The following is a 23,286-nucleotide window of genomic DNA, read 5'->3' on the forward strand; positions in this document are numbered from 1 at the left end:
GGGGGTAGACTGTTGGCACGGCAGCAGAGGCGAACGCCCCAGTCTCCGACACCCCACCTGTGCAAATCCCCGCCCCGCCCTTCCCTTTTCGCCGCGCATGACTATCTTCCGCCGACCTAAAGAAATCAGGAACACCCAGATGCCCGCAGATATCAGACGCCTGTCCACCACCATCGCCGCCGAGATCAATGCGCGCGCCGAACAGGTCGTGGCTGCCGTCGGCTTGATCGACGAGGGTGCGACCGTGCCCTTCATCGCGCGCTACCGCAAGGAAGTCACCGGCGGGCTCGACGACACGCAGTTGCGCAATCTCGCTGAGCGGCTGGTCTATCTGCGTGAGATGGAATCCCGGCGCGATACGATCCTCGATTCAATCGAGTCCCAGGGCAAGATGACCGACGAACTCAAGCGCCAGATCCTGAGCGCCGAGACGAAATCGACGCTCGAGGACATCTACCTGCCCTACAAGCCCAAGCGCCGCACCCGCGCCCAGATCGCCCGCGAGCGCGGCCTGCAGGCGCTGTCCGATGCCATCCTCGCGAACCGTGCCGCCAATCCCCAGACCCTCGCGGCAGCCTTCGTCAAGGACGAGGTCACAGACGTGAAAATGGCGCTCGAAGGCGCCCGCGACATCATCGCCGAGGACCTGTCGGAGAACGCCGCCCTGCTCGGCCGCCTGCGCGACCACATGCACCGGCAGGCCCAGTTGGTCGCCAAGGTCGCCGACGCCAAGAAGGAGAATGCGGAAAAGTTCTCCGATTATTTCGACCACCGCGAGACCTGGTCGAAGGTGCCAAGCCACCGGGCGCTCGCCATGCTGCGCGGCTGGAACGAGGAAGTGCTGTCGGTGACGATCGAGGTCGATGCCGGCGACACCTCCCCCGTCAAGCCGGCCGAGAACATCGTCGCCGCCGCACTCGAAACCCGCAGCAATGGCGCGGGCGATCTATGGCTGCGCGAAGTGGCCGGCTGGGCATGGCGGGTCAAGCTTTCGCCCTCGCTCTCCCTCGACCTGATCCGAGACATGAAGGAACGTTCCGAGGAAGAGGCGATCCGCGTCTTTGCCCGCAATCTCAAGGACCTGCTGCTCGCCGCGCCCGCCGGTACCCGCACCGCCATCGGCCTCGATCCCGGCATCCGCACCGGCGTCAAGGTCGCCGTGGTCGATGCCACGGGCAAGCTGCTCGACACCGCGACCGTCTACCCCTTCCAACCGAGGAACGACGTGATCGGCGCCCAGACCGAGATCGCATCGCTGATTCGCAAGCATAATGTCGAGCTGATCGCCATCGGCAACGGCACCGCCAGCCGCGAGACCGAAAAGCTCGCGGCCGACCTGATCGCCAAATTGCCGGGCGCCAAGCCGACCAAGGTCATCGTCTCGGAAGCCGGCGCCTCGGTCTATTCGGCCTCGGAACTGGCGGCGCTGGAGTTCCCCAAGCTCGATGTGTCGTTGCGCGGCGCAGTCTCCATTGCACGGCGCCTGCAGGATCCGCTCGCCGAACTGGTCAAGATCGAGCCGAAATCGATCGGCGTCGGCCAGTACCAGCACGATGTCGACCAGGGCAAGCTTGGCCGCTCGCTGGATGGCGTGGTCGAAGATGCGGTGAATGCCGTTGGCGTCGATCTCAACACGGCCTCGGCGCCGCTGCTGTCGCGCGTTTCGGGTCTGGGTGGCTCGACCGCCGAAGCGATCGTCGCCTTCCGCAATGAGAATGGCCCGTTCCAGGCACGCAAGGACCTGATGAAGGTGCCGCGCCTCGGCGCCCGCACCTTCGAGCAATGCGCGGGGTTCCTGCGCATCACGGGTGGCAAGGAGCCGCTCGACGCATCGTCGGTCCATCCGGAAGCCTATGGCGTGGCGCGCAAGATCATTGCCGCCTGCGGCCGCGACCTGCGCAGCCTGATGAGCGATGGATCGGCGCTGAAAAACGTCGATCCGCGCCAGTTCATCGACGAGAAATTCGGCCTGCCGACGGTCAAGGACATCATTTCGGAACTGGAAAAGCCCGGCCGCGACCCGCGCCCGGAATTCAAGACCGCGACCTTCGCCGAGGGCGTCAACGAGATCTCCGACCTCCGCCCCGGCATGATGCTCGAGGGAACCGTCACCAATGTCGCGGCGTTCGGCGCCTTCGTCGATATCGGCGTCCACCAGGATGGCCTGGTCCACGTCTCCGAACTTGCCGACCGCTTCATCAAGGACGCGCATGAAGTCGTGAAAGCCGGCCAGATCGTGCAGGTCCGGGTGGTGGAAGTCGATGCGAAGCGCAAGCGCATCGCGCTGTCGATGAAGAAACAGGCGAGCGGACCGAGGGAGCCGCGCGAGGAGCGCAGCCGCAATCCGGCACCGGCGCCGAAGCAGATGCAGTCGAAGCCAGCGGCGCCCAGCCAGGGTGCGTTTGGGGCGGCGCTGGCGGAGGCGATGAAACGAAAATAACGCACCGCATCAGAAATATTTTTGCGTCGCAACATGTTGACTTGCTCATGAGAGACATGCGCATACTCATGAAATGCCGAACGAAGCAAGGAGCCAGCCGATCGTGACGGGCGCCCCCATTCCTTCCCTGCAAGCGCTCCGGGCCTTTGCCGCGCTGGCGGTCGTTGCTCATCATGCGATGCGTGCGGTCACCGTCAATGCCGACACCGGCCTCAACCTGCCCGAGCCTCTCCTGCTGCGCAGCCATGCGATGATCGAACTCGGCGCCGTGGGCGTCGATCTGTTCTTCATCCTCAGCGGTTTCCTGATGGTCTATATCTCGGCGCCTTACGTCGAGGGACGCCGGTCGATCGGAAATTTTGTGCTGCAGCGGGCCATCCGCATCTGGCCGATGTACGTCATCGCGACTGCTCTCTATCTGGGCCTCAACATCGCCATCCGGCTGATGGAAGGCCGTGAGCTGCCTTTCAATGCCACGCCGATTCGGCTGCTGAGTTTCTTCTTCGTGCCGTCCTTCGATGCCTCCGGGCTACTGCAACCGATCCTCGGCGTCGGTTGGACGCTGAATTACGAAATGTTCTTCTACCTGGTCTTTGCGCTGGCACTGGCGGTCGGCCGCAGGGCGATGGTGCCGGTCATTGCAGCGATTCTGGCCGGGCTGTTTCTCGCCGGCACAGCGCTTCCGCAGGAGACTGTGGCCCATGCGTTCCTCGGCAATCCGATCCTCTTCGAATTCCTGCTTGGAGCGCTGGCGGCGAAGCTCTTCATGGCAGGTCGGCTGGTGGCTGTGCCGCCAAGCGTCGCGATTCTCGCCGGTCTCACCCTGCTCTTCGCCTTCGCCTGGCTGCCCAATGAAGGCTATTTCCGGCTGCTCTATCGCGGCATTCCGAGCCTGTTGATCTTCGTCGGCGTGCTCAACCTCGACTCGAGGATCACATGGCCGAAGTGGTGGATCCATGTCGGTGACGGCTCATATTCCATCTACCTCTTCCACCTGATCTTCCTCTTTCCACTGGCCGGGTTCGTTCTCAGGAAGTTCGTAGCGGCGGGCCATGTCACAGGGGCGGCGGAAGTGACCGCACTCATCGGTTTCCTCGTCGTGACGGCGATCGGGCTTCTCATTCACTGGATGATCGAGAAACCCCTGACGCGTTTCCTGCATGAGCTTTCGCGCCGGAAAAAGCCGGTAGAGAATGCCGCCTGACCTATGCCCTTGTGAAGACACCCTTGCCGACGAGATGTTGGCGGCCATGCGGGCTGTCGAAATCGAGATCGGGACCCTTCGGCACGATCTTTGTCGGGTTAATGTGAGCGATGCCATAATAGCCGCGCTTGATCTGATCGATCCGGACGGTCTCTGCGATCCCTGGCCATTGATGGATTTCCCTGACATAGCCGGAGAGATTGGGGTAATCCGCGAGCTTGCGGATGTTGCATTTGAAGGCGCCATTATAGGCGGCATCGAACCGGATCAACGTCACGAAGGCGCGGATATCGGCCTCGGTGAAATATTCGCCCGCAATGTAGCGGTTATCAGCGAGATGCGCTTCGAGCCTGTCGAGCGTCGAAAAGACGCCAGTGACCGCCTCTTCATAGGCGAGTTGGCTTCTGGCAAAGCCGGCGCGGTAGACGCCGTTGTTGAACGTTTCGTAGACCAGCGCGTTCCACTCGTCGATCTGGGACCGCAGGAAATCGGGATAGAAATCCGTTTTGTCGCCTGTGATCCCGTCGAAGGCGGTGTTCAGTATGCGGATGATGTCGGCGGATTCGTTGTTGACGATCCGGCCCTCCACGCGATCCCAGAGCACCGGAACCGAGACCTTGCCGGTGTAGTACGGCTCGCTCGCGGTATAAAGCTGATGCTGGAATTTCACCGGTGCGATCGTGGATCCGGCATCCTGCGAGGTCCCGAACTCCCAGCCATTCTCGCCGATCATCGGTTCGGCGATCGAGACGGAAATGACATCCTTGAGCCCCTTGAGGCTGCGCATCATCAACGTCCGCGACGCCCAGGGGCAGATGTAGGCGACGAAGAGCTGGAAACGCCCGGCTTCAGCTTTCACGCCGGGCTGGCCCTCCGGGCCGGTTGAACCGTCAGCAGTCAGCCAGTTGCGGAATTTCGTCGGCTCGCGGTGGAAGGCGCCGTTCTTCATCTCGGACGCGGCGACATCGTCCTTTATCCATTTGCCATCAACAAGCTGCGGCATTCCAAACATCCCCTTCGATTGTAGTGATCGAGAAATGCCCTCTGCCGGCGGAATGTTCAATCCCGCGAGGCGTTGCGGATCGTTCAGGGAAAGCGGAAGCTATTCGTCCTCCGGCGGCCATTGTTGCGCACCGTGGATGATGTTCACAACCGCGACTTGATTTCGCTCGACGGCGTAAATCACGATGTAGGGCGATCGAGGGACAACGAGTTCACGTGTCCCTACAATGCGGCCCTTGCGACCCACGAAAGGGTAGTCCTCAAGCTTTGCGATTGCATTTTCGATCTTTACCACCGTGGCCTCAGCGGCGACTGGATTGTCTATGCTGATACGATCCGCGATGCGATCGGAGTCGTCTTTACCAGACCGAAGCCATTCAATCTTCAAGCTTTTGAGCCTCGGCAATACGCGTGGCGATTCTTGCCCGCATCCTCGCCATCACCTCCTCGTGCGTATAAAATACGGCGTCGGGCCGCTTCGCATAATCCAGAGAAGCTTGAACCTTCTTCCGGAACCACGCATCATACGACGCCTGTTCCTCGGCCGTTAGCTTCTTCTGCGGCCCCCAGATGCTTTCGTCGATAACGTTCTCTTCCTCGTCATCCGCCGAAAACGGCGCCTGGGGATTTTCCTCGAAACCATCAGGATTATCAGGCATGCCGAAGTTCTCCTTTTGTTTCAAAATAGCAGGAGCGCCCTTTCTTGCAAGTCAAAATCGGAGAAAAGTAAAAAACACAACCTTCTACTGCGTGAAATCCAGCCCCATTTCGCGGAAGCGTTCGGGGTCGTCGCCCCAGTTTTCGCGCACCTTGACGAACAGGAAGAGGTGCACCGGCTGTTCGAGGATCTCAGAGATTTCCTTGCGGGCGGCCATGGAGATCGCCTTGATGGCGTCGCCGTTCTTGCCGAGCGCGATCTTCTTCTGGCTGTCGCGCTCGACGTAGATGACCTGCTCGATGCGCACGGAGCCGTTCTTCATCTCCTCCCACTTTTCGGTCTCGACATGGGAGGCGTAGGGCAGTTCCTGATGCAGTCGGAGAAACAGCTTTTCGCGGGTGATCTCGGCTGCGAGCTGGCGCATCGGCAGGTCGGAAATCTGGTCCTCGGGGTAGTACCAGGGGCCTTCCGGAAGGGTCGTCGCGAGATATTTCATCAGGTCGTCGCAGCCTGGCCCCTTCAGCGCCGAGATCATGAAGGTCGCGTCGAAATTGACATACTGGTTGGCGGCCGCCGTCAGCGCCAGCAGCATCTCGTGCGGAACCGTGTCGATCTTGTTGAGGATGAGAATCTTGGGTTGCTTCACATCCTTGAGCGCCTCGAGGATTTTTTCGGCGTCGCCTTTGATGCCGCGCTCGCTGTCGATCAGCAGCGCGATGATGTCGGCGTCCTTGGCTCCGCCCCAGGCCGTGGTGACCATGGCGCGGTCGAGCCTGCGGCGCGGTTTGAAGATGCCTGGCGTGTCCATGAAGACGATCTGGGTGCGGTCCTCGATCGCGATGCCGCGAATGATGGCGCGCGTCGTCTGAACCTTATGGGAGACGATCGATACCTTAGCGCCGACCAGCCGGTTGACCAGTGTCGACTTACCGGCATTGGTGGCACCGATCAGCGCTACGAAACCGGAACGGGTGGGCGCGTTTTCCGCGACCTCTGCAGTCTCATTCATTGGAATATCCATCAATCTTCCGGCGCGATCGAGGTCTGGATTGTCCAGACGCCTTCGCGCAACAGCATTCTTTGTGCCGCGACCTGTTCGGCGGCCCGCTTGGAGCGATCGGTACCGCTCTCGGGCGCGATCCCCGATATCTCGACCACGACCGTGAACTCCGGCGCATGGTCGGGGCCGCTTCGGTCCTCGACGCGATAATTCGGCGCGAAACCGAATTTCTGGTGCGCCCATTCCTGCAATTCCGTCTTGGCATCGCGGCGCATCGGCGTCGATGCCGTCGCCCGCGCCGACCAGTTGCGGAGAACAAACGCGCGAGAGGATTCCAGCCCGCCATCGAGATAGATTGCCGCGATCAGGCTTTCCACCACATCGGCGCGCACATTCTTCATACGCTGTCCGGTGATCTTTTTCAAATCGGCACCGGTGCGCACGAAACGGTGCAGTTCGAGCTGGTCGGCAACCTCGGCGCATGTGTCGGCGGAGACGAGTTGGTTGAGGCGAACCGAGAGTTCCCCCTCGCCCGCATTGCGGAAGGTTGTGAAGAGAAGTTCCGCTACGCACAGGCCAAGCACGCGGTCGCCGAGGAATTCCAGCCGCTCGTAGTTGCCTGATTTGGCGACGCGGGCCGAGGAGTGCGTGATCGCCCGCTCAAGCCGTTCGCGATCCTCGAAGGTATAGCCGATCAGCTCTTCGAGCGCCTCACGCTCGGGGTCCGAAAGGCCCTTGCCGCGGCTCATCTGATACCCTTGAAGAAGCGATCGTAGCGCAGGTTGGACGGCCAGTTCCAGACCTGGAAGAAGGGCGTCTCGTTGCCGAGCGAGAAGATGATGAAGCTGGCGCGGCCGACGAGATTCGCTTCCGGCACATAATGGACAGAGAAACGGCTGTCGGAGGAATTGTCGCGATTGTCGCCCATCATGAAGTAGTGCTTTTCCGGCACGTTGAAGACCGGCGTGTTGTCGCCGTCCGACATCGAATCCAGGTCGAGCGTCTGGTAGGTGGCGCCGCTATCGAGCGTTTCGCGATAGATCGGCACGTCGCGATAGGCCTGGACGCTATGCTGTACACCCACGCCGGCCGTATCCGACGTGTCGGAAGAGAACGTGCCTTCCGCGACGCGCGGCACCGGCTTGTCGTTGATGAAGAGCACGCCGTCCTTGACCTGGATCCTGTCGCCCGGCAGGCCGACGATGCGCTTGATGTAATCGATCGACGGGTCCGACGGCAGGCGGAAGACGATGACGTCGCCGCGCGTCGGTACGCTGCCGAACAGGCGCCCCTTGAACCAATCGGGATTATAGAGCGGCAGCGAATAGCGCGAATAGCCATAAGCGAACTTGTTGACCAGCAGGTAATCGCCCACCAGCAGCGTCGGCATCATCGAGCCGGAGGGAATGGTGAATGGCTGAAGCAGAACGGTGCGGATCACGGCTGCCAGCAGAAAGGCCTGAAACAGGACGACGATGGTTTCCCACAGGGCATTCTTCTCTGCCGGCTGATTCTGATCGGACGCGCTCATGTATTCCTCTTGGATATTTGGGAAGTCTCTCTAGAGCCTTTCATTGTTAAATGGAAGCCGTTCTGTTGGCTCAAACGGAGTCGGATGATCGACCGGCCGGCGCGTGTCGTAGCCAAGGCTCTACGGCCAAGCCGGCCGGTCGATCAGCCGGCCCGTTTCAGCCAACCCGAAGGGCCGGGCATCTTTCCGCCAGGATCAGAGGCGATTGTCTCGGCCGTACGTCTGGGTATGCCCTTCGCCAATCGCCTCTGCCCTGACGAAAACCTGCTCCGGCAGAACTGATTCCATTTAACAATGAAAGGCTCTGGCCGTTTCCCTGTTCGGGAGCAACCCGCCAACCCGTTCAGCTCTCGGGCAGCGCTTCGATGATGACGAAGGCCTGGGCGAGCGGGAAATCGTCGGTGATCGTGACATGCACATGGGCTGCATGACCGGCCGGCAGAAGCGAGGCGAGACGTTCAGCCGCACCGCCGGTCAGTTGCATCGTCGGCTTGCCGCTTGGCAGATTGACGACGCCCATTTCCCGCCATTTGACGCCCATGGAAAGGCCGGTGCCGAGCGCCTTGGAACAGGCCTCCTTGGCCGCGAAACGCTTGGCATAGGAGGCGGCGCGGTTCTTGCGGCGGTCGGACTTGGCGCGCTCGATCTCCGTGAAACAGCGGTTGGTAAAACGTTCGCCGAACCGTTCGAGCGTCTTCTCCACCCGCCTGATGTCGATCAGGTCGCTGCCGATGCCGATGATCACGTTCATGCCTCCCGCCGGGATTCTTTATGGTTATCCAGCGCGTTTAACGCCGAATCCACTATTTGGGTAGCGCGAAGGCAAAAAATAAGGCCGGCAGTGATGCCAGCCCTTCGGTCGCCGCTTGTGACGCCACACTTCCTTAGAGGAAGTTGATGCCGCGGTTGCGGAACATGCCGCGGTCGATCTGCCGCTGGCGATATTCAAGGTCGACGCGGTCGACGCTCTGGTTCAGGTAGTCCATTTCGCGCTCGGCAGTGGTGGGCGCGCGGAGCTTCTGGGTGATCTTCGATACATAACCAAACATGGGTTTCATCCTTTTCTTGTCGTACCTCCCTTCTTCGATGCTTAAGATAGCGCGAATATTGCAATGCACAATGAGCGATGAAAGGACGCTGCTATGCATCCGGAGCATGGCGCCGTCACATTCGCTTAATAGTTCAGCATAGGTCGCAGCAATGTGCCCGTTTCATGGGCGAATGTAGAGGTAGCCATCCGCCTGGAGATCGGCGATGCGGACGACACCGCCCTCCTCCGCGACCTCGAAACCCTCCGGCATGTCGGTCAGCGCGAGTTTCTGCGCCGACATCGTGTTGCCGCAGGCGACGAAGCTCACGCCGTCACCCGCGCGTCCCTCGATCTGGCGCTTCATGTCGGGGCTCGCCTTGGAGGCGACGAAGGATTCGAGGGCGGGGCCGTGGATCACCAGCACGATCTTGACCTTGTCGGGCCCGCCCTTGCCGGCGATGTGGTTCTTGATATTGCCCATGACGAAATTGACGCGGGTAGGCTCGGAGAGATGGTAGACGACCTTCTGGACCTCGTAGACCGGTGTGATGGCACTGGCCGAGGCCGGGAGTACGGTTGCGACGGCGCCGCCCGCCAGGCTGGGAAACAAGCGCGAAATGACAAAGCGACGTGAAAAGAACATGCCGATCTCCACCTTATTGAGTAATGGCGCCGCTCATCACCTTGGCCTTGATCTCGTCGTCATAGATGACCGGCAGGCAGTCCTTGAGATCGGTGCGGTCGAGGCGGAAGAGCTTGTCGTCGGAGCCGAAGCGGGCACCCTGCGGCAGGTCGCCTTCCTCGGTCGCCGAGGCGTCGAAGAGACGGACGCTGTCGGGGATTTCGACGAGAATGGACGACTCGTTCTTGACGCGCACGCTGAGAGAGCCGCCGTCGCATTCGACGCCGCAGCCGAGCGTCTGCTCGCCATCGGTGCTTTGGCTGCAACTGCCGGAGATTTGGAAGGGCTTCAGGAGCTGGCGGAAATTGACCTGCAGGTTGATGGCGTAATAGGCGTCCAGCCCCGCCTGCTTGGTGACATAGGCGATCATGTCGGTGACGTTCTGGTCGGGATGAGACTTGAGATGCGCCTTGGTGTAATGGCGCACGAAGCAGGCATGCGCATCGCCGGTGCCGGGATCGCGGCCGAAAATCTTGACGACATCCGATTGATCCGCGAGGGCGCTGCCCGGCAGGACGGTGACAACGAGCATCAGGCAGGCGGCAACGGCTCGGCGCATCGGAATTCTCCCCGCTTATCGTTCTGAGGTGATCTTACCCCAGAACGGGCGGCGCGGAAATTCTATTCAGTCGAAGACGCGCTTCACCGTCGAGATGCATTCGAGGTCCTTGATCTGGGACAGGAGATGGCTCAGCTGGCGCAGATCCCAGACTTCGAGATCGAACTCCATCTCCGAGAAGTCGGGCGCGACGCGGATCATGGTGAGGATCGAAATATTGACATCGGCCTGGCCGACGGTCTGGGCGATGGTGGCGAGCGTGCCGGGCTCGTTGATGGCATTGACCAGGATGCGCGCCATGAAGCGCGACTTGTTGGCCTCGTCGAGATCCCAGCGGATATCGATCCAGCGTTCTGGCTGCTCGTCGAACTTGGAAAGCGACGGCGACTGGATGGGATAGACGGTGATCGAATGCTTGCCGTCGTGGATACCGACGATGCGGTCACCCGGCACCGCCCCTGACGGTGAGAAGCGAACCTCGATGTCACCGCCGAGGCCGCGGAAGGGCTGGACGCTCTCTTCCTCGGGCACATCAGGCTCAGCCTCGACGCGCGATTTCTGGCCCTCGGGGATCTTGAACATCATGCCCTGGGCGCTGCGGACGTTGAACCAGCCTTCCTCATAGTTCTGCCGGGTGGTGACGCGCTCGTCCTGGTAATCGGGATAGACCGCCTTCAGCACATCGAGCGACGAGAGTTCGCCACGGCCGACCGAAGCGATCGCATCCTCGACCTCCTTGTGGCCGAGGCGATGCAGCGCGGGCTTCATCATATCCTTGGAAAACACTTTTCCCGCGCGTTCGAAAGTCCGCTCCAAAATCCGCTGGCCGAGGCCGGAATATTGCTTGCGGATGGCAAGCCGCGTGGCGCGCCTGATAGCCGAGCGCGCCTTGCCGGTAACGACGATCTCCTCCCAGGCCGCCGGCGGCACCTGCACACCCGAGCGGATGATCTCCACCTCGTCGCCATTGGCGAGCCTTGTCACCAGCGGCATGATGCGGCCGTTGATCTTGGCGCCGACGCAGGTATCGCCGACATTGGTGTGGACGGCATAGGCGAAATCGATCGGGGTCGCGCCGCGCGGCAGCGCGATCAGCTTGCCCTTGGGTGTGAAGCAATAAACCTGGTCCTGAAACAGTTCGAGCTTGGTGTGCTCTAGAAACTCTTCCGGATTATCACCTTCGGCCAGCGACTCGATTGTGGTCCTGAGGCCCTTATAGGCGCTCGACTGGCGCACTTCGGCCTCGCCGGGGCTGAGATTGGTGCCATCCTTGTAGAGCGTATGCGCGGCGATGCCGAATTCGGCGATGTCATGCATGCGCCGCGTGCGGATCTGCAGCTCGATGCGCTGGCGGGCGGGGCCGACGATGGTGGTGTGGATCGACTGGTAATCGTTCTGCTTCGGCGTCGAGATATAGTCCTTAAAACGTCCTGGCACGACGCGCCAGCGCGTGTGGATGATGCCGAGCGCCTTATAACAATCCGGCACCATATCGACGACGACGCGAAAGCCCCAGACATCGGAGAGCTGCTCGAAGGACAGCGACTTCGACTGCATCTTCTTGAAGATCGAATAAGGCTTCTTCTGCCGGCCCTTTACCGCCGCATCCTTGAGCCCATTGGCGGTGAGCAGTTCGGTGAGTTCGCCCTCGATGTTCTTGACGAGGTCGGCATTGCGCTCGGAGAGTTCCTCAAGCCGCTTGGTGACGGTCTTGTAGGCTTCCGGATTGATGTTCTGGAAGGACAGTTCCTCCAGTTCCTCGCGCATGTCGTGCATGCCCATGCGCCCGGCGAGCGGCGCATAGATATCCATCGTCTCTTCGGAGATGCGGGCGCGCTTTTCCAGCGACATATGCTCGAGCGTACGCATGTTGTGCAGCCGGTCGGCGAGCTTGACCAGCAGCACGCGGACATCGTCCGATATGGCGAGCAGCAGCTTGCGGAGATTTTCCGCCTGCTTGGCCTTGCGCGACACGAGGTCGAGCTTCTTGATCTTGGTCAGGCCCTCGACAAGCCGGCCGATATCCTCCCCGAACAGCGTATCGATCTCGTCTCGGGTCGCCGACGTGTCCTCGATCGTGTCATGCAGAAGCGCCACTGCGATGGTGGCTTCATCGAGATGCATGTCGGTGAGGATGGCTGCGACTTCGAGCGGATGGGAAATATAGGGATCGCCACTGGCGCGCTTCTGCTGGCCATGCTTCTGCATGGCATAGACATAGGCCTTGTTGAGGAGCGCTTCATTGACGTCTGGCTTGTATTGCTGAACCCGCTCGACGAGCTCGTATTGCCGCATCATTGAAAGACTGCTCCAAATCCCTAAAAAACAAACAGGCGCCAATCATAAGACCGGCGCCTGAGAGTGCAATGAACTTCGATAAACCGAAGCGATAATTTGCGATCAGTAGTCGTCGTTCTTTTCCGGCGGCACGAGGCCTTCGATGCCGGCGAGCAGTTCTTCTTCCGACATCTGGTCGAAGTTGAGCGACTCGGGCGCATCCTCTTCCGCGTCTGAGGTCTCGGTCGTGCTCTCGGCCGTCGAGATCATGGCCGAAGCATCGGGCTCGGGCTCGTCGATTTCGACATGCTTCTGCAGCGAGTGGATCAGGTCTTCCTTGAGATCCTCGGGCGCCAGGCGCTCGTCGGCGATCTCACGCAGTGCGACGACCGGGTTCTTGTCGTTGTCGCGATCGATGGTGATCGGCGCGCCCTGGGAAATCAGCCTTGCGCGATGGCTGGCAAGCAGAACCAGTTCGAACCGGTTGTCTACCTTGTCAATGCAATCCTCAACGGTAACGCGGGCCATTGCAATCCTTCATGTTCTTCAAATATCGGGTCAAGCCGCACGCGTTACAGATTCCTCGCGGCAAATTCAAGGCTTGATTGGCATTAGCGGTCAAAAAGCGCAGATTGGGCGTCGTTGCCGGAACCAAAAGCCGCAGGAGCCGTTCCGATGCGTTAACATGACGCTTTTGTGCGACGGCAAGCAAAGAGAAATATGTAATTGATGTACGTCACTCAAAGACCGAGAGAAAAGTGATCACACGCCAGTATAAAGGATGCCGATTGGGATAACGGCTGGAGAAGCGCAAATTTCTCTTGGCATCCCACGGCAGTTGCTCTAAGTACATGTCTTATATGAATGATTCATAAAATATCTGAATTGTTCGCAAGTTCATGTCACGGCGAATGAAGAGTATTTTCAAAACCACGCTTTTTCATCGCAACCAAATGGGATTTTAATGTTCGACCCTCGCGAAAAAATTGCACTTTTTATCGATGGCGCCAATCTTTACGCGGCTTCCAAGAGCCTTGGCTTCGATATCGACTACCGCAAGCTGTTGAAGCATTTCAACAAGGAAGGCTACCTGCTGCGGGCCTATTACTATACCGCGCTGATCGAAGACCAGGAATATTCCTCCATCCGGCCGTTGATCGATTGGCTGGATTATAACGGCTATAAGGTGATCACCAAGCCTGCCAAAGAGTTCACCGACTCGCTCGGACGCCGCAAGATCAAGGGCAATATGGACATCGAGCTTGCGATCGATGCCATGGAGCAATCGGAGGTCGTCGACCATCTCGTGATTTTCTCCGGCGATGGCGACTTCACCACGCTCGTCGAAGCATTGCAGCGGAAGGGTCGCAAGGTTTCGGTGGTGTCAACGATGGCAACGCAACCCCCGATGATTGCCGACGACCTGCGCCGCCAGGCCGATCACTTCATCGAATTGACAACCCTCAAGGCTGCGGTTGGACGCGATCCCTCGGAGCGGGCTCCTCGCCCCGTCGAGCCGGTACATGACGAATTCGAAGTCTGACGCGCTCAAGACAGCATGAAAAAGGAGCGCCCTTGCGGCGCTCGTTTTATTCTCGATTTATACTTTATACTTCATATATACTACTTCCTGATGTCCAGGAAAGGCGTTCCAATCAACGCCGGATCGACGTCGATCCCCAGGCCGATGCCATCCGGAATCCCCATTCTCGAGCCGCCAATCACGGGCGGTGCATTGCGCGCGGTCTTCACCGTCACCCATTCATGGAAGGCGATGGCGTGCAGACGTTTCTCCTCAGGCGTCGAGAGTGACAGATGCGCCATGGCCGCCGTGTCGATTTCAGCGCCGCCGGTATCCTCCACCGTCACCATGAGGCCAAGATCGACGGCGAGATCGCGCATCTGGCGGGTGCGGGTCACGCCGCCGAGGCGGGATATCTTCAGCGTCACGCCATCGGCCGCGCCCTTGCGATGGATCTCCAACAGATCCTCAAGCGACTGGACACTCTCATCGAGCACCATGGGCTTGTCGAAAGAGCGGCGGACCGAGAGGTTGTCGTCGATGGTGACGCAGGGCTGCTCGAACACGAAGTCGATGTCGCGGGTCTGGTCGGCGAAACGGCGCGCCTGGAACGGGGTCCAGCCGGCATTGGCGTCGCAGAAGAGCACGGTGCCACGTGGCACGGCACTCGAAACCGCCCTCACCCGGTCGATATCGCCGTTGACGTCTCCGCCCACCTTGACCTGCAGGCGGCGATATCCATCGGCGACATAGCGCACGGCATTCTCGGCCATCTTTTCCGGCTCGCCGTGGGTGACGACCTTGTAGAGCTCCGCCGTCTCGCCCTCACGGCCACCCAGCATGGTGACGAGGGGTACACCGGCCGCGCGGGCTGTCAGATCGTTGCAGGCCATGTCGATCGCCGACTTGATATAGGGATGGCCCTTGAAGACGGTATCCATCAGCCGGCCGATCTGGGTCAGCGCACGCGGATCCTGGCCCAGAAGATGCGGCACAATCTCCTTGACGCCTGCCTCGGCGCCGGCGGCGAAAGCCGCGGAATAGAAGGTGCCGAGCGGCGCCATCTCGCCCCAGCCGGTGATGCCATCGGCGGTGATCGCCACGATAATGGAATCGAAAGCATCCGCCACACGGCCTTTCGACATGCGGTATGGTCCGTCGATAAACGGTTGCAGCATACGAAAGGCTTGAATTCGTTCGATCTTCATGCTGCATCCCCTCTTCAAGGCATTATTATGTAATTACATAATAAGAGGTTCCGCAACGAGCGCAACGCATGTTTGGGCAATATTTCGTCAGCCGCGGTCGCGGAGAAGCCGGCCTTTTTCGCGATTCCAGTCGCGCTCTTTTTCGGTGTCGCGCTTGTCGTGCAGCTTCTTGCCCTTGGCGATGGCCAGTTCGAGCTTGGCGCGGCCCTGATCGTTGAAATAGATCTTCAGCGGGATGAGCGTCATGCCCTCGCGGTTGATGCCGGTCCGCAGCCGGCCGATCTCCTTCGCCGAGAGCAGCAGTTTGCGCGGGCGGCGCGGCGAATGGTTGAAGCGATTGGCCTGCAGATATTCCGGCAGATAGGAATTGATCAGCCAGATCTCGCCATTCTCATCACTGGCATAGGACTCGGCGATGTTGGCCTTGCCTTCGCGCAACGATTTGACCTCGGTGCCCGTCAGCATCAGGCCCGCTTCATAAGTATCAATGATTTCATAGTTGTAGCGGGCCTTGCGGTTCTCCGCTACAATCTTGCTGATCGTGGTCGATCGGCCTTTATGGGTCGTTTTCAGTTTAGCAGTCCTGCATGTTTGAGCGCCGCATCGATCGCGGCTTCGACCGGCGCCTCGAGATCGCTGGTCAGGGGCGAGCGCACGGTGCGGCTCATCCGGCCAAGGCGGTTGAGTGCATATTTAGAGCCGATCACGCCCGGTTCAAGGAAGAGCGCCTTGTGCAGCGGCATCAGGCGATCCTGATATTCGAGCGCCTTGGCATAATTGCCGGCGAGCGTGGCCGCCTGGAACTCGGCACAGAGGCGCGGCGCGACATTCGCAGTCACCGAAATACAGCCCGTTCCGCCATGCGCGTTGAAGCCCAGCGCACTGGCATCTTCGCCCGATAACTGCACGAAATCCTTGCCGCAAGTGATGCGCTGCTCAGAGACACGCTCGATCTTGCCGGTGGCATCCTTGACGCCGATGATGTTCTTATGGGCGTGCGCCAGCTTGCCCATGGTCTCCGGCAACATGTCGATGACCGAACGCGGCGGGATGTTGTAGATGATGATCGGCAGGCTGACGGCCTCGGCGATGGCCGAGAAATGCGCGATCAGACCCTTCTGCGTCGGCCTGTTATAGTAGGGCGTGACGACGAGGATGGCATCGGCGCCGGCCCTTTCCGCATGGCGGGCCAGTTCGATCGCCTCGACAGTATTGTTCGAGCCGGCACCGGCGATCACCGGCACGCGCTTGTTTGCCGTTGCGATGCAGGTTTCGACAACGCGTTTATGTTCGTCATGGGAAAGCGTCGGGGATTCGCCCGTCGTGCCCACGGGCACGAGGCCGGAACTTCCCTCTGATATCTGCCATTCCACATGGGCGGCAAAAGCCTCGTGATCGACGCTGCCGTCATCCTTGAAAGGGGTCAACAGAGCGGGAATGGAACCCTTGAACATAAATTACTCCTGATCGAACGGCGTGTACCGCCCATGCTTTGGCCGCAATCCTGATTTACGGAAACGCGACATTATAGAGGACCGGCATCAGCGGCAAGCGCGTTTCTTAGCCGTCTTCATGGTCCGAGAAAAGACAAAAACGGCAATTTTTACCAGTCTTTAAGCATAGCGGGACAAAGTCATCGGGTATCCGGTAACCGGAGCGGGCGTGATGAAACAAGGTATCATTGCTTTTCTGGTCGTGCTCGCCGGATGCTTCAGCGCGTTCGCAATTCTCGGGCTTGGAAGCGCGCCACCGGAAGAGGCTGCTCCTCTCAAGACTGTCACCGTCAGGCTCAAGGCCGAGAAGGCACCGGAGACGGTTGTGAAGCTTGCCGAGACTTCGGACTTGGCCATCAAAACGAGCGACAAGGTCGATCGCGTAGCGTCCGTCGAAACCGCATCGATCGAAACCGACGTTAGCGTTTCCGACACCGCGCCCGTTGTCGCGGAACTGCCGAAGCCGGTTCCCAGCACCAAATTCCTGGAGGGAATGACCGAACTCGCCCAGCGCTACAGTCTCGAAGCGATCGCTTATCGCGACCAACTCGAGCCGGACTCCGCGGAATGGAAGGCGCTGAGCTGGGCGATCGCAATATCCGGCCAGCGTGCCGTCCCATCCAAGATGATCGCCGAGACCCAAGTGCTCCTCAAGGATTGGCCCGGCCAAAAGGAGCTGCAGGCGAACTTCGAGGAAGCGCTGTTTCAGGAAAATCCCTCCCCCAACCTGATCGTCACCGCGTTCGACAAGAAGAGCCCTTCGACACCCGATGGCACCATGATCCTGGCTCGTGCCGCGCTCGCCACCGGCGACAAGACGAGAGCGGCCTCCGTCATCCGCGCATTGTGGTCGGGCGAGAAGCTGGACGAGGCGGAGGAAGACAGGTTTATCAAGGAGTTCGGCGAGCTTCTTACGGCCGCGGATCACAAGCGACGCATGGATTTCCTGCTCTACAAAGAGCGCTACGAGCAAGCCAAGCGCTTCTCCGAGCTTGGCGAGGCGCAATCGCTGTTCGACGCCTTCGCAGCTGTAAGCCGTAAAGCCAAAGATGCTGACAAGAAGATCGAGGCCGTTGATGCCAAATGGCACGACGATCCGAGCTATCTCTACATCAAGATCAAGCGGCATAGGCAGCTCCAGGAATATGACACCGCCGCCAAACTGCTGGAAAAGACGCCGAAGGACGCGACTTTGCTTGCCGATCCCGGTGCCTGGTGGGTCGAGGCGCGGATCGTGACCCGTGGCCTGATCGACGCGGGCAATGTGAAGGCGGCCTACCGCCTCGCCTCGGCCCACGTGGCTATCGAGCCCGACGATCTGGCGGAAGCCGAGTTTCATGCCGGCTGGTATGCATTTCGGGGCCTGAAGGACAGAGCGAAGGCCGAAGCGCACTTCAACAAGCTTCTTGCGGCCAGCCCAAAGGCTCACGATCAGGCGCGAGGGTTCTACTGGTTGGGCCGGACCTTCGAGAAATCGAACCGGGAAAAATCCACCGACTATTTCAAGCGGGCGACAGAATATCCGGCGACCTTCTATGGCCAGCTTGCCGCGGCCCGGATGAAGGTGGGAATCAGGCCCGGTCATCGCTATGCGGTGACGGATGCCGACCGCCTCGCCTTCGCTTCACGTCCGGAAATCATCGGCCTCTCGCTGATCGAGCAGTCGGGGGAAGCTGCCCGGGCACGGCGGCTCTATCTCGCACTGGCCGCGACGCTCGAAAATCCGGTCGATATCCAGCAGCTTGCCAGCAAGGCACTTGAAACGCACGGTTCGACACTGGCGCTGGCGATCGGCAAGACAGCACTCAAGCAGGGCCATGATCCGGGGCTTGCCGCCTTCCCGCTCGGTGCGATCCCGGAATCGGCTGATATCTCCAGTGCCGGCAAGGCCCTCGCCTATGCGATCGCCCGGCAGGAGAGCGCCTTCAATCCGCAAGCTGTGTCGCCGGCCAACGCGCGTGGGCTGCTGCAATTGCTGCCCTCGACCGCAAAACGCGTCGCCAAGCAGTACCAGATGGCCTATGCGGACGAGAAGCTGACCGAGGATCCGGCCTTCAACGCCACGCTCGGCTCGCACTATCTCGGCGAGCAGATCAGCAAATTTGATGGCTCGCTGATCATGACCTTCGCTGCCTATAATGCCGGGCCAAGCCGGGTAACGCAGTGGATCAGGCGCTACGGCGACCCGCGCGGCAAGGATATCGACGTCGCGGTCGACTGGGTGGAGAGCATTCCCTTCACCGAAACGCGCGATTATGTGCAGCGGGTGATGGAGAACTACCAGGTCTACAAGCTGCTGCTGAGCGAGACGCCTGATATTGCCGCCGACATGACGGCGGGCCGATAGAGTCTTCCATTCCTCATCCGGCACTTGACCGGCGAACCATTCTTGCCTTTGCTGCGCGTCCGACCAGCGAACGGACACAACATGCAGCAAGATGGCTTTACGCCCCTTCATTTCACCAGCGACGACGGGCTGGTGCTTTACGGCCGTGACTATGGAAGCCGGAACTCCGCGAGGCCGCCGATCGTCTGCCTCGCGGGGCTCTCCCGCAACAGCCGGGATTTTCATCAGCTGGCGACATGGCTTGCAGGCCGGGGGCGGCGCGTGATCACGCTCGACTATCGCGGCCGCGGCCTTTCCGCCCGGGATCCGAATCCCGCCAACTACAATCTCGGCCGCGAGGCCCAGGACGTGGTCGCCGCATTGCGGACGCTCGGCATCAGCCGTGCGACCTTCATCGGCACGTCGCGTGGCGGCTTGATCCTGCATATTCTGCCTGCTTTCGCGCCCGATATGATCGCGGCATGCATTCTCAACGATGTCGGGCCCGTGATCGAGCTCGCCGGGTTGCGGGTGATCCGCGACTATCTGTCGGCGCGTCCGGAGCCAAGGGACTTTGCCGAGGCAGCCCGCGCTCTCAAGGCGACGCACGCCGCGGACTTTCCGGCACTCGGCGACAACGACTGGTACGACATGGCGGATGCGATCTTCCGGCAGACGGACGGACGCATTGTTTCGGATTATGATCCGGCGCTGGTCGAACCGTTGAAGACCATGGACATGGATCAGCCGCTGCCCGATCTCTGGCAGCAATATGAAGCACTCGCTTCAATTCCCGTGATGATCGTGCGGGGCGAAAACTCGAAGCTGTTTTCGGCGGATGTGGCCAGTGAGATGGTCGAACGACACGGGCCGCAAATCGAATTGATCATGGCCAGAGGTCAAGGGCATGCGCCGATCCTGCACATTCCAGATGTGCTTGGACCGGTCTCCGATTTTATCGCGTCCCATTAGAGCCCTTCAGGGTTAAATGGAAGCATTCTGCCGGAGCAGGTTTTCGTCAGGACCAAGGCGATGGACGAGCGTCGTACCTATAGGTACGGCCGAGGCCATCGCCGCAGGGACTGGCGGAAAGATGCCCGGCCCTTCGGGTTGGCTGAAGCGGGCCGCCTCTTTGACCGGCCAGCTTGGCCGTATGCTTTGGCTACGACGCGCGCCGGCCGGTCAAACATGCGACTCCGCTTGAGCCAACAGAATGTTTCCATTTAACCCTGAAAGGCTCTAAAGCCGACATCCCAACGCAGAAAGGCCCGGGAGAACCCGGGCCTTTCGCATCCGAGAGTGAACTCAGATTAGAAGTTACGCTGGAAGCGGAGGAAACCAGACGTGCTGTCGTCGCCTTCGTCCGGGTTGAAGTACACGCCTTCAACCAAGACCGAGAAGCCCGTGGCAACTTCCCAGTTGACATCGCCAACCAGGCGCCAGTCGCCGTTGTCGAACCACTGGATGTCCTTCGCGATGGTCACGGTGTCGGTGACCTTGGCAGACAGACCGATCAAGGCGCTGAAGCCGTCATAAGCGAAGTAGATGTTCTCGTCGCTGTCCGAATACAGGCCCATGGCAGTGAAGCCGAACATGCCGATGTCGCCACGAACAACCTTCTTGATCGCGAAGGATTCGTCGGACTCATCGTAACCGATCGCAGCGGCAGCGGAGTAGTCGCCGAACGTGCCGGACACACCAGCCGAGATATCGGGCAGGTACTGGCGGCCACGCGGGCCGGCGACGCCGTCGCCGTCATGATCTTCCGGCTTGTAGAACTCGTCGGCATCGTTGTCGAGCGACACGAAAGCCTTGAAGTTGCCGAAGTCAGCCGTGTAGCTCACATACTGGCGCGAGTCAGGATAGTTCCAGTCAGAGGTGTAGACGCCACCGTCATCGGTACGACCGCCGTAGCCCATGAACTTGGCCCACTGGCTGTCGTAGTTGCCGAATTCAAGACCGCCGATGCCGAAGTAGTAGTAGGCACGGAGGTAGCTGTTATTGCCGTCGCCATAGATGTTTTCGCCGTTGTTCACGGAGTCAGCCTGGATCTGGATCCAGCTGTAGACAGTGCCCCACTCGGAGTCGTTGCGAGCATCGATACGCAGACGAGCGCGGGTGTGGTTGTCGTAGGAATCCTTCGTGTTCTTGGCGATGGGGTTGCCATCAGCATCGAGCTTGAGGGTGCCATCTGCACGGGTCCTGAACATCGGCAGACCGTCGCGGTCGAACTTCTGAGTGCCGCCGTCGGAGAAGCGCTTTTCGTAACGCAGCTGACCGCCGATCTTGAGGCAGGTTTCAGTGCCCGGGATGTAGAAGAAGCCCGTGCCGTAAGCGTCGCAGACGCGTACATATTCCATGGGTTCCGGCTCAGCGGCGACGACAGCGTCGGCAGCCTGTGCGCCGGAGACCACTGCCAGGGCAGCGGCGGAGCCGAGAAGAAGGCTCTTAATGTTCATTTCTGACCTCCAGTCAAAAGTTTAAATCGGATCGGTCTTTTTATCACCGAAGGACAGCACCCTGCCCCAATCCTTGATTCGAAGACATCGGCACAACCTGTGCTTCGGGTGTGATCATAGGAGAGAGCTTGGGATTCGCAATCTCGAAAGCTCCAAAGGCGCCGCCACAAGGCGATCTTGCATTTTGCTTGTTACAAAAAAGACACAAAACTGCCGCTGCGGGCTCAAATATTAATAAAACACTAACAAATCAATATCTTGCGACATGGGTGCATCTGTTTCGACAATCGTTAGCCCCCAACGCAGAAAGGCCCGGGAGAACCCGGGCCTTTCGCATCCGAGAGTGAACTCAGATTAGAAGTTACGCTGGAAGCGGAGGAAACCAGACGTGCTGTCGTCGCCTTCGTCCGGGTTGAAGTACACGCCTTCAACCAAGACCGAGAAGCCCGTGGCAACTTCCCAGTTGACATCGCCAACCAGGCGCCAGTCGCCGTTGTCGAACCACTGGATGTCCTTCGCGATGGTCACGGTGTCGGTGACCTTGGCAGACAGACCGATCAAGGCGCTGAAGCCGTCATAAGCGAAGTAGATGTTCTCGTCGCTGTCCGAATACAGGCCCATGGCAGTGAAGCCGAACATGCCGATGTCGCCACGAACAACCTTCTTGATCGCGAAGGATTCGTCGGACTCATCGTAACCGATCGCAGCGGCAGCGGAGTAGTCGCCGAACGTGCCGGACACACCAGCCGAGATATCGGGCAGGTACTGGCGGCCACGCGGGCCGGCGACGCCGTCGCCGTCATGATCTTCCGGCTTGTAGAACTCGTCGGCATCGTTGTCGAGCGACACGAAAGCCTTGAAGTTGCCGAAGTCAGCCGTGTAGCTCACATACTGGCGCGAGTCAGGATAGTTCCAGTCAGAGGTGTAGACGCCACCGTCATCGGTACGACCGCCGTAGCCCATGAACTTGGCCCACTGGCTGTCGTAGTTGCCGAATTCAAGACCGCCGATGCCGAAGTAGTAGTAGGCACGGAGGTAGCTGTTATTGCCGTCGCCATAGATGTTTTCGCCGTTGTTCACGGAGTCAGCCTGGATCTGGATCCAGCTGTAGACAGTGCCCCACTCGGAGTCGTTGCGAGCATCGATACGCAGACGAGCGCGGGTGTGGTTGTCGTAGGAATCCTTCGTGTTCTTGGCGATGGGGTTGCCATCAGCATCGAGCTTGAGGGTGCCATCTGCACGGGTCCTGAACATCGGCAGACCGTCGCGGTCGAACTTCTGAGTGCCGCCGTCGGAGAAGCGCTTTTCGTAACGCAGCTGACCGCCGATCTTGAGGCAGGTTTCAGTGCCCGGGATGTAGAAGAAGCCCGTGCCGTAAGCGTCGCAGACGCGTACATATTCCATGGGTTCCGGCTCAGCGGCGACGACAGCGTCGGCAGCCTGTGCGCCGGAGACCACTGCCAGGGCAGCGGCGGAGCCGAGAAGAAGGCTCTTAATGTTCATTTCTGACCTCCAGTCAAAAGTTTAAATCGGACCGGGCTTTAGCCGCCTGCGTGGCATCCCCTGCCCAGTCCCTGAATTCGGAAACTGGTTACCCCTTGTTCCCAGGATGAACCTAAATAAGTTTCGTCGCGGCGCAACCTCGAAACGACCGGGACAGCAGTGGTCAATCGCGGATGAGATCAGGATGTGACTGATTTGCAACAAAACAGCACGAGGGCCGGCCATGAACTTCCGGTGCCCATCGCTGGCGGTCGTTAAGTCTTAACAAATATTAAGGAAATCACTATTTGGGATCTACCGGCCGAGAGCCCGGGACTCGCCGTACCTCTTGCTCCGGGACGCCGATCGGCGTGAATTTCGGCACAAGCAATCTTCATACGGCCGTATATCAA

At 59.9% G+C, this 23,286-nt stretch carries 21 protein-coding genes and 1 pseudogene; 5 read left to right on the plus strand and 17 right to left on the minus strand.

What is annotated here, in order from left to right; translation table 11 throughout:
- Positions 1 to 139: 139 nt before the first annotated feature.
- Together ACSQ26_RS13700 and ACSQ26_RS13705 are read left to right on the plus strand one after the other, a co-directional pair.
- Positions 140 to 2,300: pseudogene (locus ACSQ26_RS13700) on the plus strand (Tex family protein); the annotation flags it as partial.
- A 213-nt stretch (positions 2,301 to 2,513) separates the two neighbouring features.
- On the plus strand, positions 2,514 to 3,644 hold the full coding sequence (locus ACSQ26_RS13705; RefSeq protein WP_436009627.1) for an acyltransferase family protein: 1,131 nt from the start codon (positions 2,514 to 2,516) through the stop codon (positions 3,642 to 3,644).
- 1 nt (position 3,645) lies between these two features.
- Here ACSQ26_RS13705 and ACSQ26_RS13710 read toward each other — a convergent pair whose 3' ends face one another.
- The 12 genes from ACSQ26_RS13710 to rpoZ all read right to left on the minus strand — a co-directional run bounded on the left by ACSQ26_RS13710 (position 3,646) and on the right by rpoZ (position 12,911).
- A complete protein-coding gene (locus ACSQ26_RS13710) occupies positions 3,646 to 4,647 on the minus strand; it encodes a glutathione S-transferase family protein (RefSeq protein WP_436009629.1) in 1,002 nt (333 codons plus the stop codon).
- A gap of 99 nt (positions 4,648 to 4,746) precedes the next feature.
- Complete coding sequence (locus ACSQ26_RS13715) at positions 4,747 to 5,034, minus strand: type II toxin-antitoxin system RelE/ParE family toxin (protein WP_436009631.1); 288 nt, start codon at positions 5,032 to 5,034, stop codon at positions 4,747 to 4,749.
- Positions 5,024 to 5,305: an antitoxin PaaA2 family protein gene (locus ACSQ26_RS13720; protein WP_436009633.1), complete on the minus strand. Its 282-nt coding sequence runs from the start codon at positions 5,303 to 5,305 to the stop codon at positions 5,024 to 5,026. Before ACSQ26_RS13720 ends, ACSQ26_RS13715 begins: the two co-directional genes overlap by 11 nt.
- 84 nt (positions 5,306 to 5,389) lie before the next feature.
- Entirely contained in the window at positions 5,390 to 6,313 is a 924-nt protein-coding gene (gene era / locus ACSQ26_RS13725; protein WP_436009635.1) for a GTPase Era, read from the minus strand.
- An 11-nt stretch (positions 6,314 to 6,324) separates the two neighbouring features.
- On the minus strand, positions 6,325 to 7,053 hold the full coding sequence (gene rnc, locus ACSQ26_RS13730; protein WP_436009637.1) for a ribonuclease III: 729 nt from the start codon (positions 7,051 to 7,053) through the stop codon (positions 6,325 to 6,327).
- Positions 7,050 to 7,835 (minus strand): signal peptidase I, encoded by a 786-nt coding sequence (lepB, locus tag ACSQ26_RS13735; RefSeq protein ID WP_436009639.1) that lies wholly within the window; start codon positions 7,833 to 7,835, stop codon positions 7,050 to 7,052. The genes rnc and lepB overlap by 4 nt, the downstream gene beginning before the upstream one ends.
- Before the next feature lie 343 nt (positions 7,836 to 8,178).
- On the minus strand, positions 8,179 to 8,580 hold the full coding sequence (acpS, locus tag ACSQ26_RS13740) for a holo-ACP synthase (protein WP_436015262.1): 402 nt from the start codon (positions 8,578 to 8,580) through the stop codon (positions 8,179 to 8,181).
- Positions 8,581 to 8,719: 139 nt separating this feature from the next.
- The gene (locus ACSQ26_RS13745) at positions 8,720 to 8,884 is read right to left on the minus strand and encodes a DUF3563 domain-containing protein (RefSeq protein ID WP_258161453.1); all 165 of its coding nucleotides are present in this window, start codon (positions 8,882 to 8,884) and stop codon (positions 8,720 to 8,722) included.
- 162 nt (positions 8,885 to 9,046) lie between these two features.
- On the minus strand, positions 9,047 to 9,508 hold the full coding sequence (locus ACSQ26_RS13750) for a DsrE family protein (RefSeq protein ID WP_436009641.1): 462 nt from the start codon (positions 9,506 to 9,508) through the stop codon (positions 9,047 to 9,049).
- A gap of 13 nt (positions 9,509 to 9,521) precedes the next feature.
- Positions 9,522 to 10,106, minus strand: coding sequence for a hypothetical protein (locus ACSQ26_RS13755; protein ID WP_436009643.1), 585 nt, complete (start codon positions 10,104 to 10,106; stop codon positions 9,522 to 9,524).
- 66 nt (positions 10,107 to 10,172) lie between these two features.
- Entirely contained in the window at positions 10,173 to 12,404 is a 2,232-nt protein-coding gene (locus tag ACSQ26_RS13760) for a RelA/SpoT family protein (RefSeq protein ID WP_436009645.1), read from the minus strand.
- Between the two features lie 102 nt (positions 12,405 to 12,506).
- Positions 12,507 to 12,911, minus strand: a complete 405-nt coding sequence (rpoZ, locus tag ACSQ26_RS13765; RefSeq protein WP_436009647.1) for a DNA-directed RNA polymerase subunit omega — start codon at positions 12,909 to 12,911, stop codon at positions 12,507 to 12,509.
- 436 nt (positions 12,912 to 13,347) lie between these two features.
- Here rpoZ and ACSQ26_RS13770 point away from each other — a divergent pair, with 436 nt between their 5' ends.
- Positions 13,348 to 13,926 (plus strand): LabA-like NYN domain-containing protein, encoded by a 579-nt coding sequence (locus ACSQ26_RS13770; protein WP_258161447.1) that lies wholly within the window; start codon positions 13,348 to 13,350, stop codon positions 13,924 to 13,926.
- Between the two features lie 80 nt (positions 13,927 to 14,006).
- Here ACSQ26_RS13770 and ACSQ26_RS13775 read toward each other — a convergent pair whose 3' ends face one another.
- From ACSQ26_RS13775 to dapA, 3 genes are all read right to left on the minus strand, one after another.
- Complete coding sequence (locus tag ACSQ26_RS13775) at positions 14,007 to 15,113, minus strand: mandelate racemase/muconate lactonizing enzyme family protein (RefSeq protein WP_436009649.1); 1,107 nt, start codon at positions 15,111 to 15,113, stop codon at positions 14,007 to 14,009.
- Positions 15,114 to 15,200: 87 nt separating this feature from the next.
- Positions 15,201 to 15,653 carry an SsrA-binding protein SmpB gene (gene smpB / locus ACSQ26_RS13780; protein WP_436015264.1) on the minus strand — a complete coding sequence of 151 codons (453 nt, stop codon included), beginning with the start codon at positions 15,651 to 15,653 and terminating at the stop codon, positions 15,201 to 15,203.
- Between the two features lie 29 nt (positions 15,654 to 15,682).
- Positions 15,683 to 16,567 carry a 4-hydroxy-tetrahydrodipicolinate synthase gene (gene dapA / locus ACSQ26_RS13785; RefSeq protein ID WP_436009651.1) on the minus strand — a complete coding sequence of 295 codons (885 nt, stop codon included), beginning with the start codon at positions 16,565 to 16,567 and terminating at the stop codon, positions 15,683 to 15,685.
- Positions 16,568 to 16,778: 211 nt separating this feature from the next.
- Between dapA and ACSQ26_RS13790 the strand changes: the two genes are divergently transcribed.
- Entirely contained in the window at positions 16,779 to 18,953 is a 2,175-nt protein-coding gene (locus tag ACSQ26_RS13790; protein ID WP_436009653.1) for a transglycosylase SLT domain-containing protein, read from the plus strand.
- Between the two features lie 81 nt (positions 18,954 to 19,034).
- Positions 19,035 to 19,904: an alpha/beta fold hydrolase gene (locus ACSQ26_RS13795; RefSeq protein ID WP_436009655.1), complete on the plus strand. Its 870-nt coding sequence runs from the start codon at positions 19,035 to 19,037 to the stop codon at positions 19,902 to 19,904.
- A gap of 338 nt (positions 19,905 to 20,242) precedes the next feature.
- Here the strand turns inward: ACSQ26_RS13795 and ACSQ26_RS13800 are convergent, their stop codons facing one another.
- Positions 20,243 to 21,391, minus strand: coding sequence for a porin (locus tag ACSQ26_RS13800; protein ID WP_436009657.1), 1,149 nt, complete (start codon positions 21,389 to 21,391; stop codon positions 20,243 to 20,245).
- A 354-nt stretch (positions 21,392 to 21,745) separates the two neighbouring features.
- Positions 21,746 to 22,894 carry a porin gene (locus ACSQ26_RS13805; protein WP_436009657.1) on the minus strand — a complete coding sequence of 383 codons (1,149 nt, stop codon included), beginning with the start codon at positions 22,892 to 22,894 and terminating at the stop codon, positions 21,746 to 21,748.
- Positions 22,895 to 23,286: the final 392 nt, after the last annotated feature.

The organism is Rhizobium sp. LjRoot254 (assembly GCF_964254105.1).
GTDB lineage: Bacteria > Pseudomonadota > Alphaproteobacteria > Rhizobiales > Rhizobiaceae > Rhizobium_E.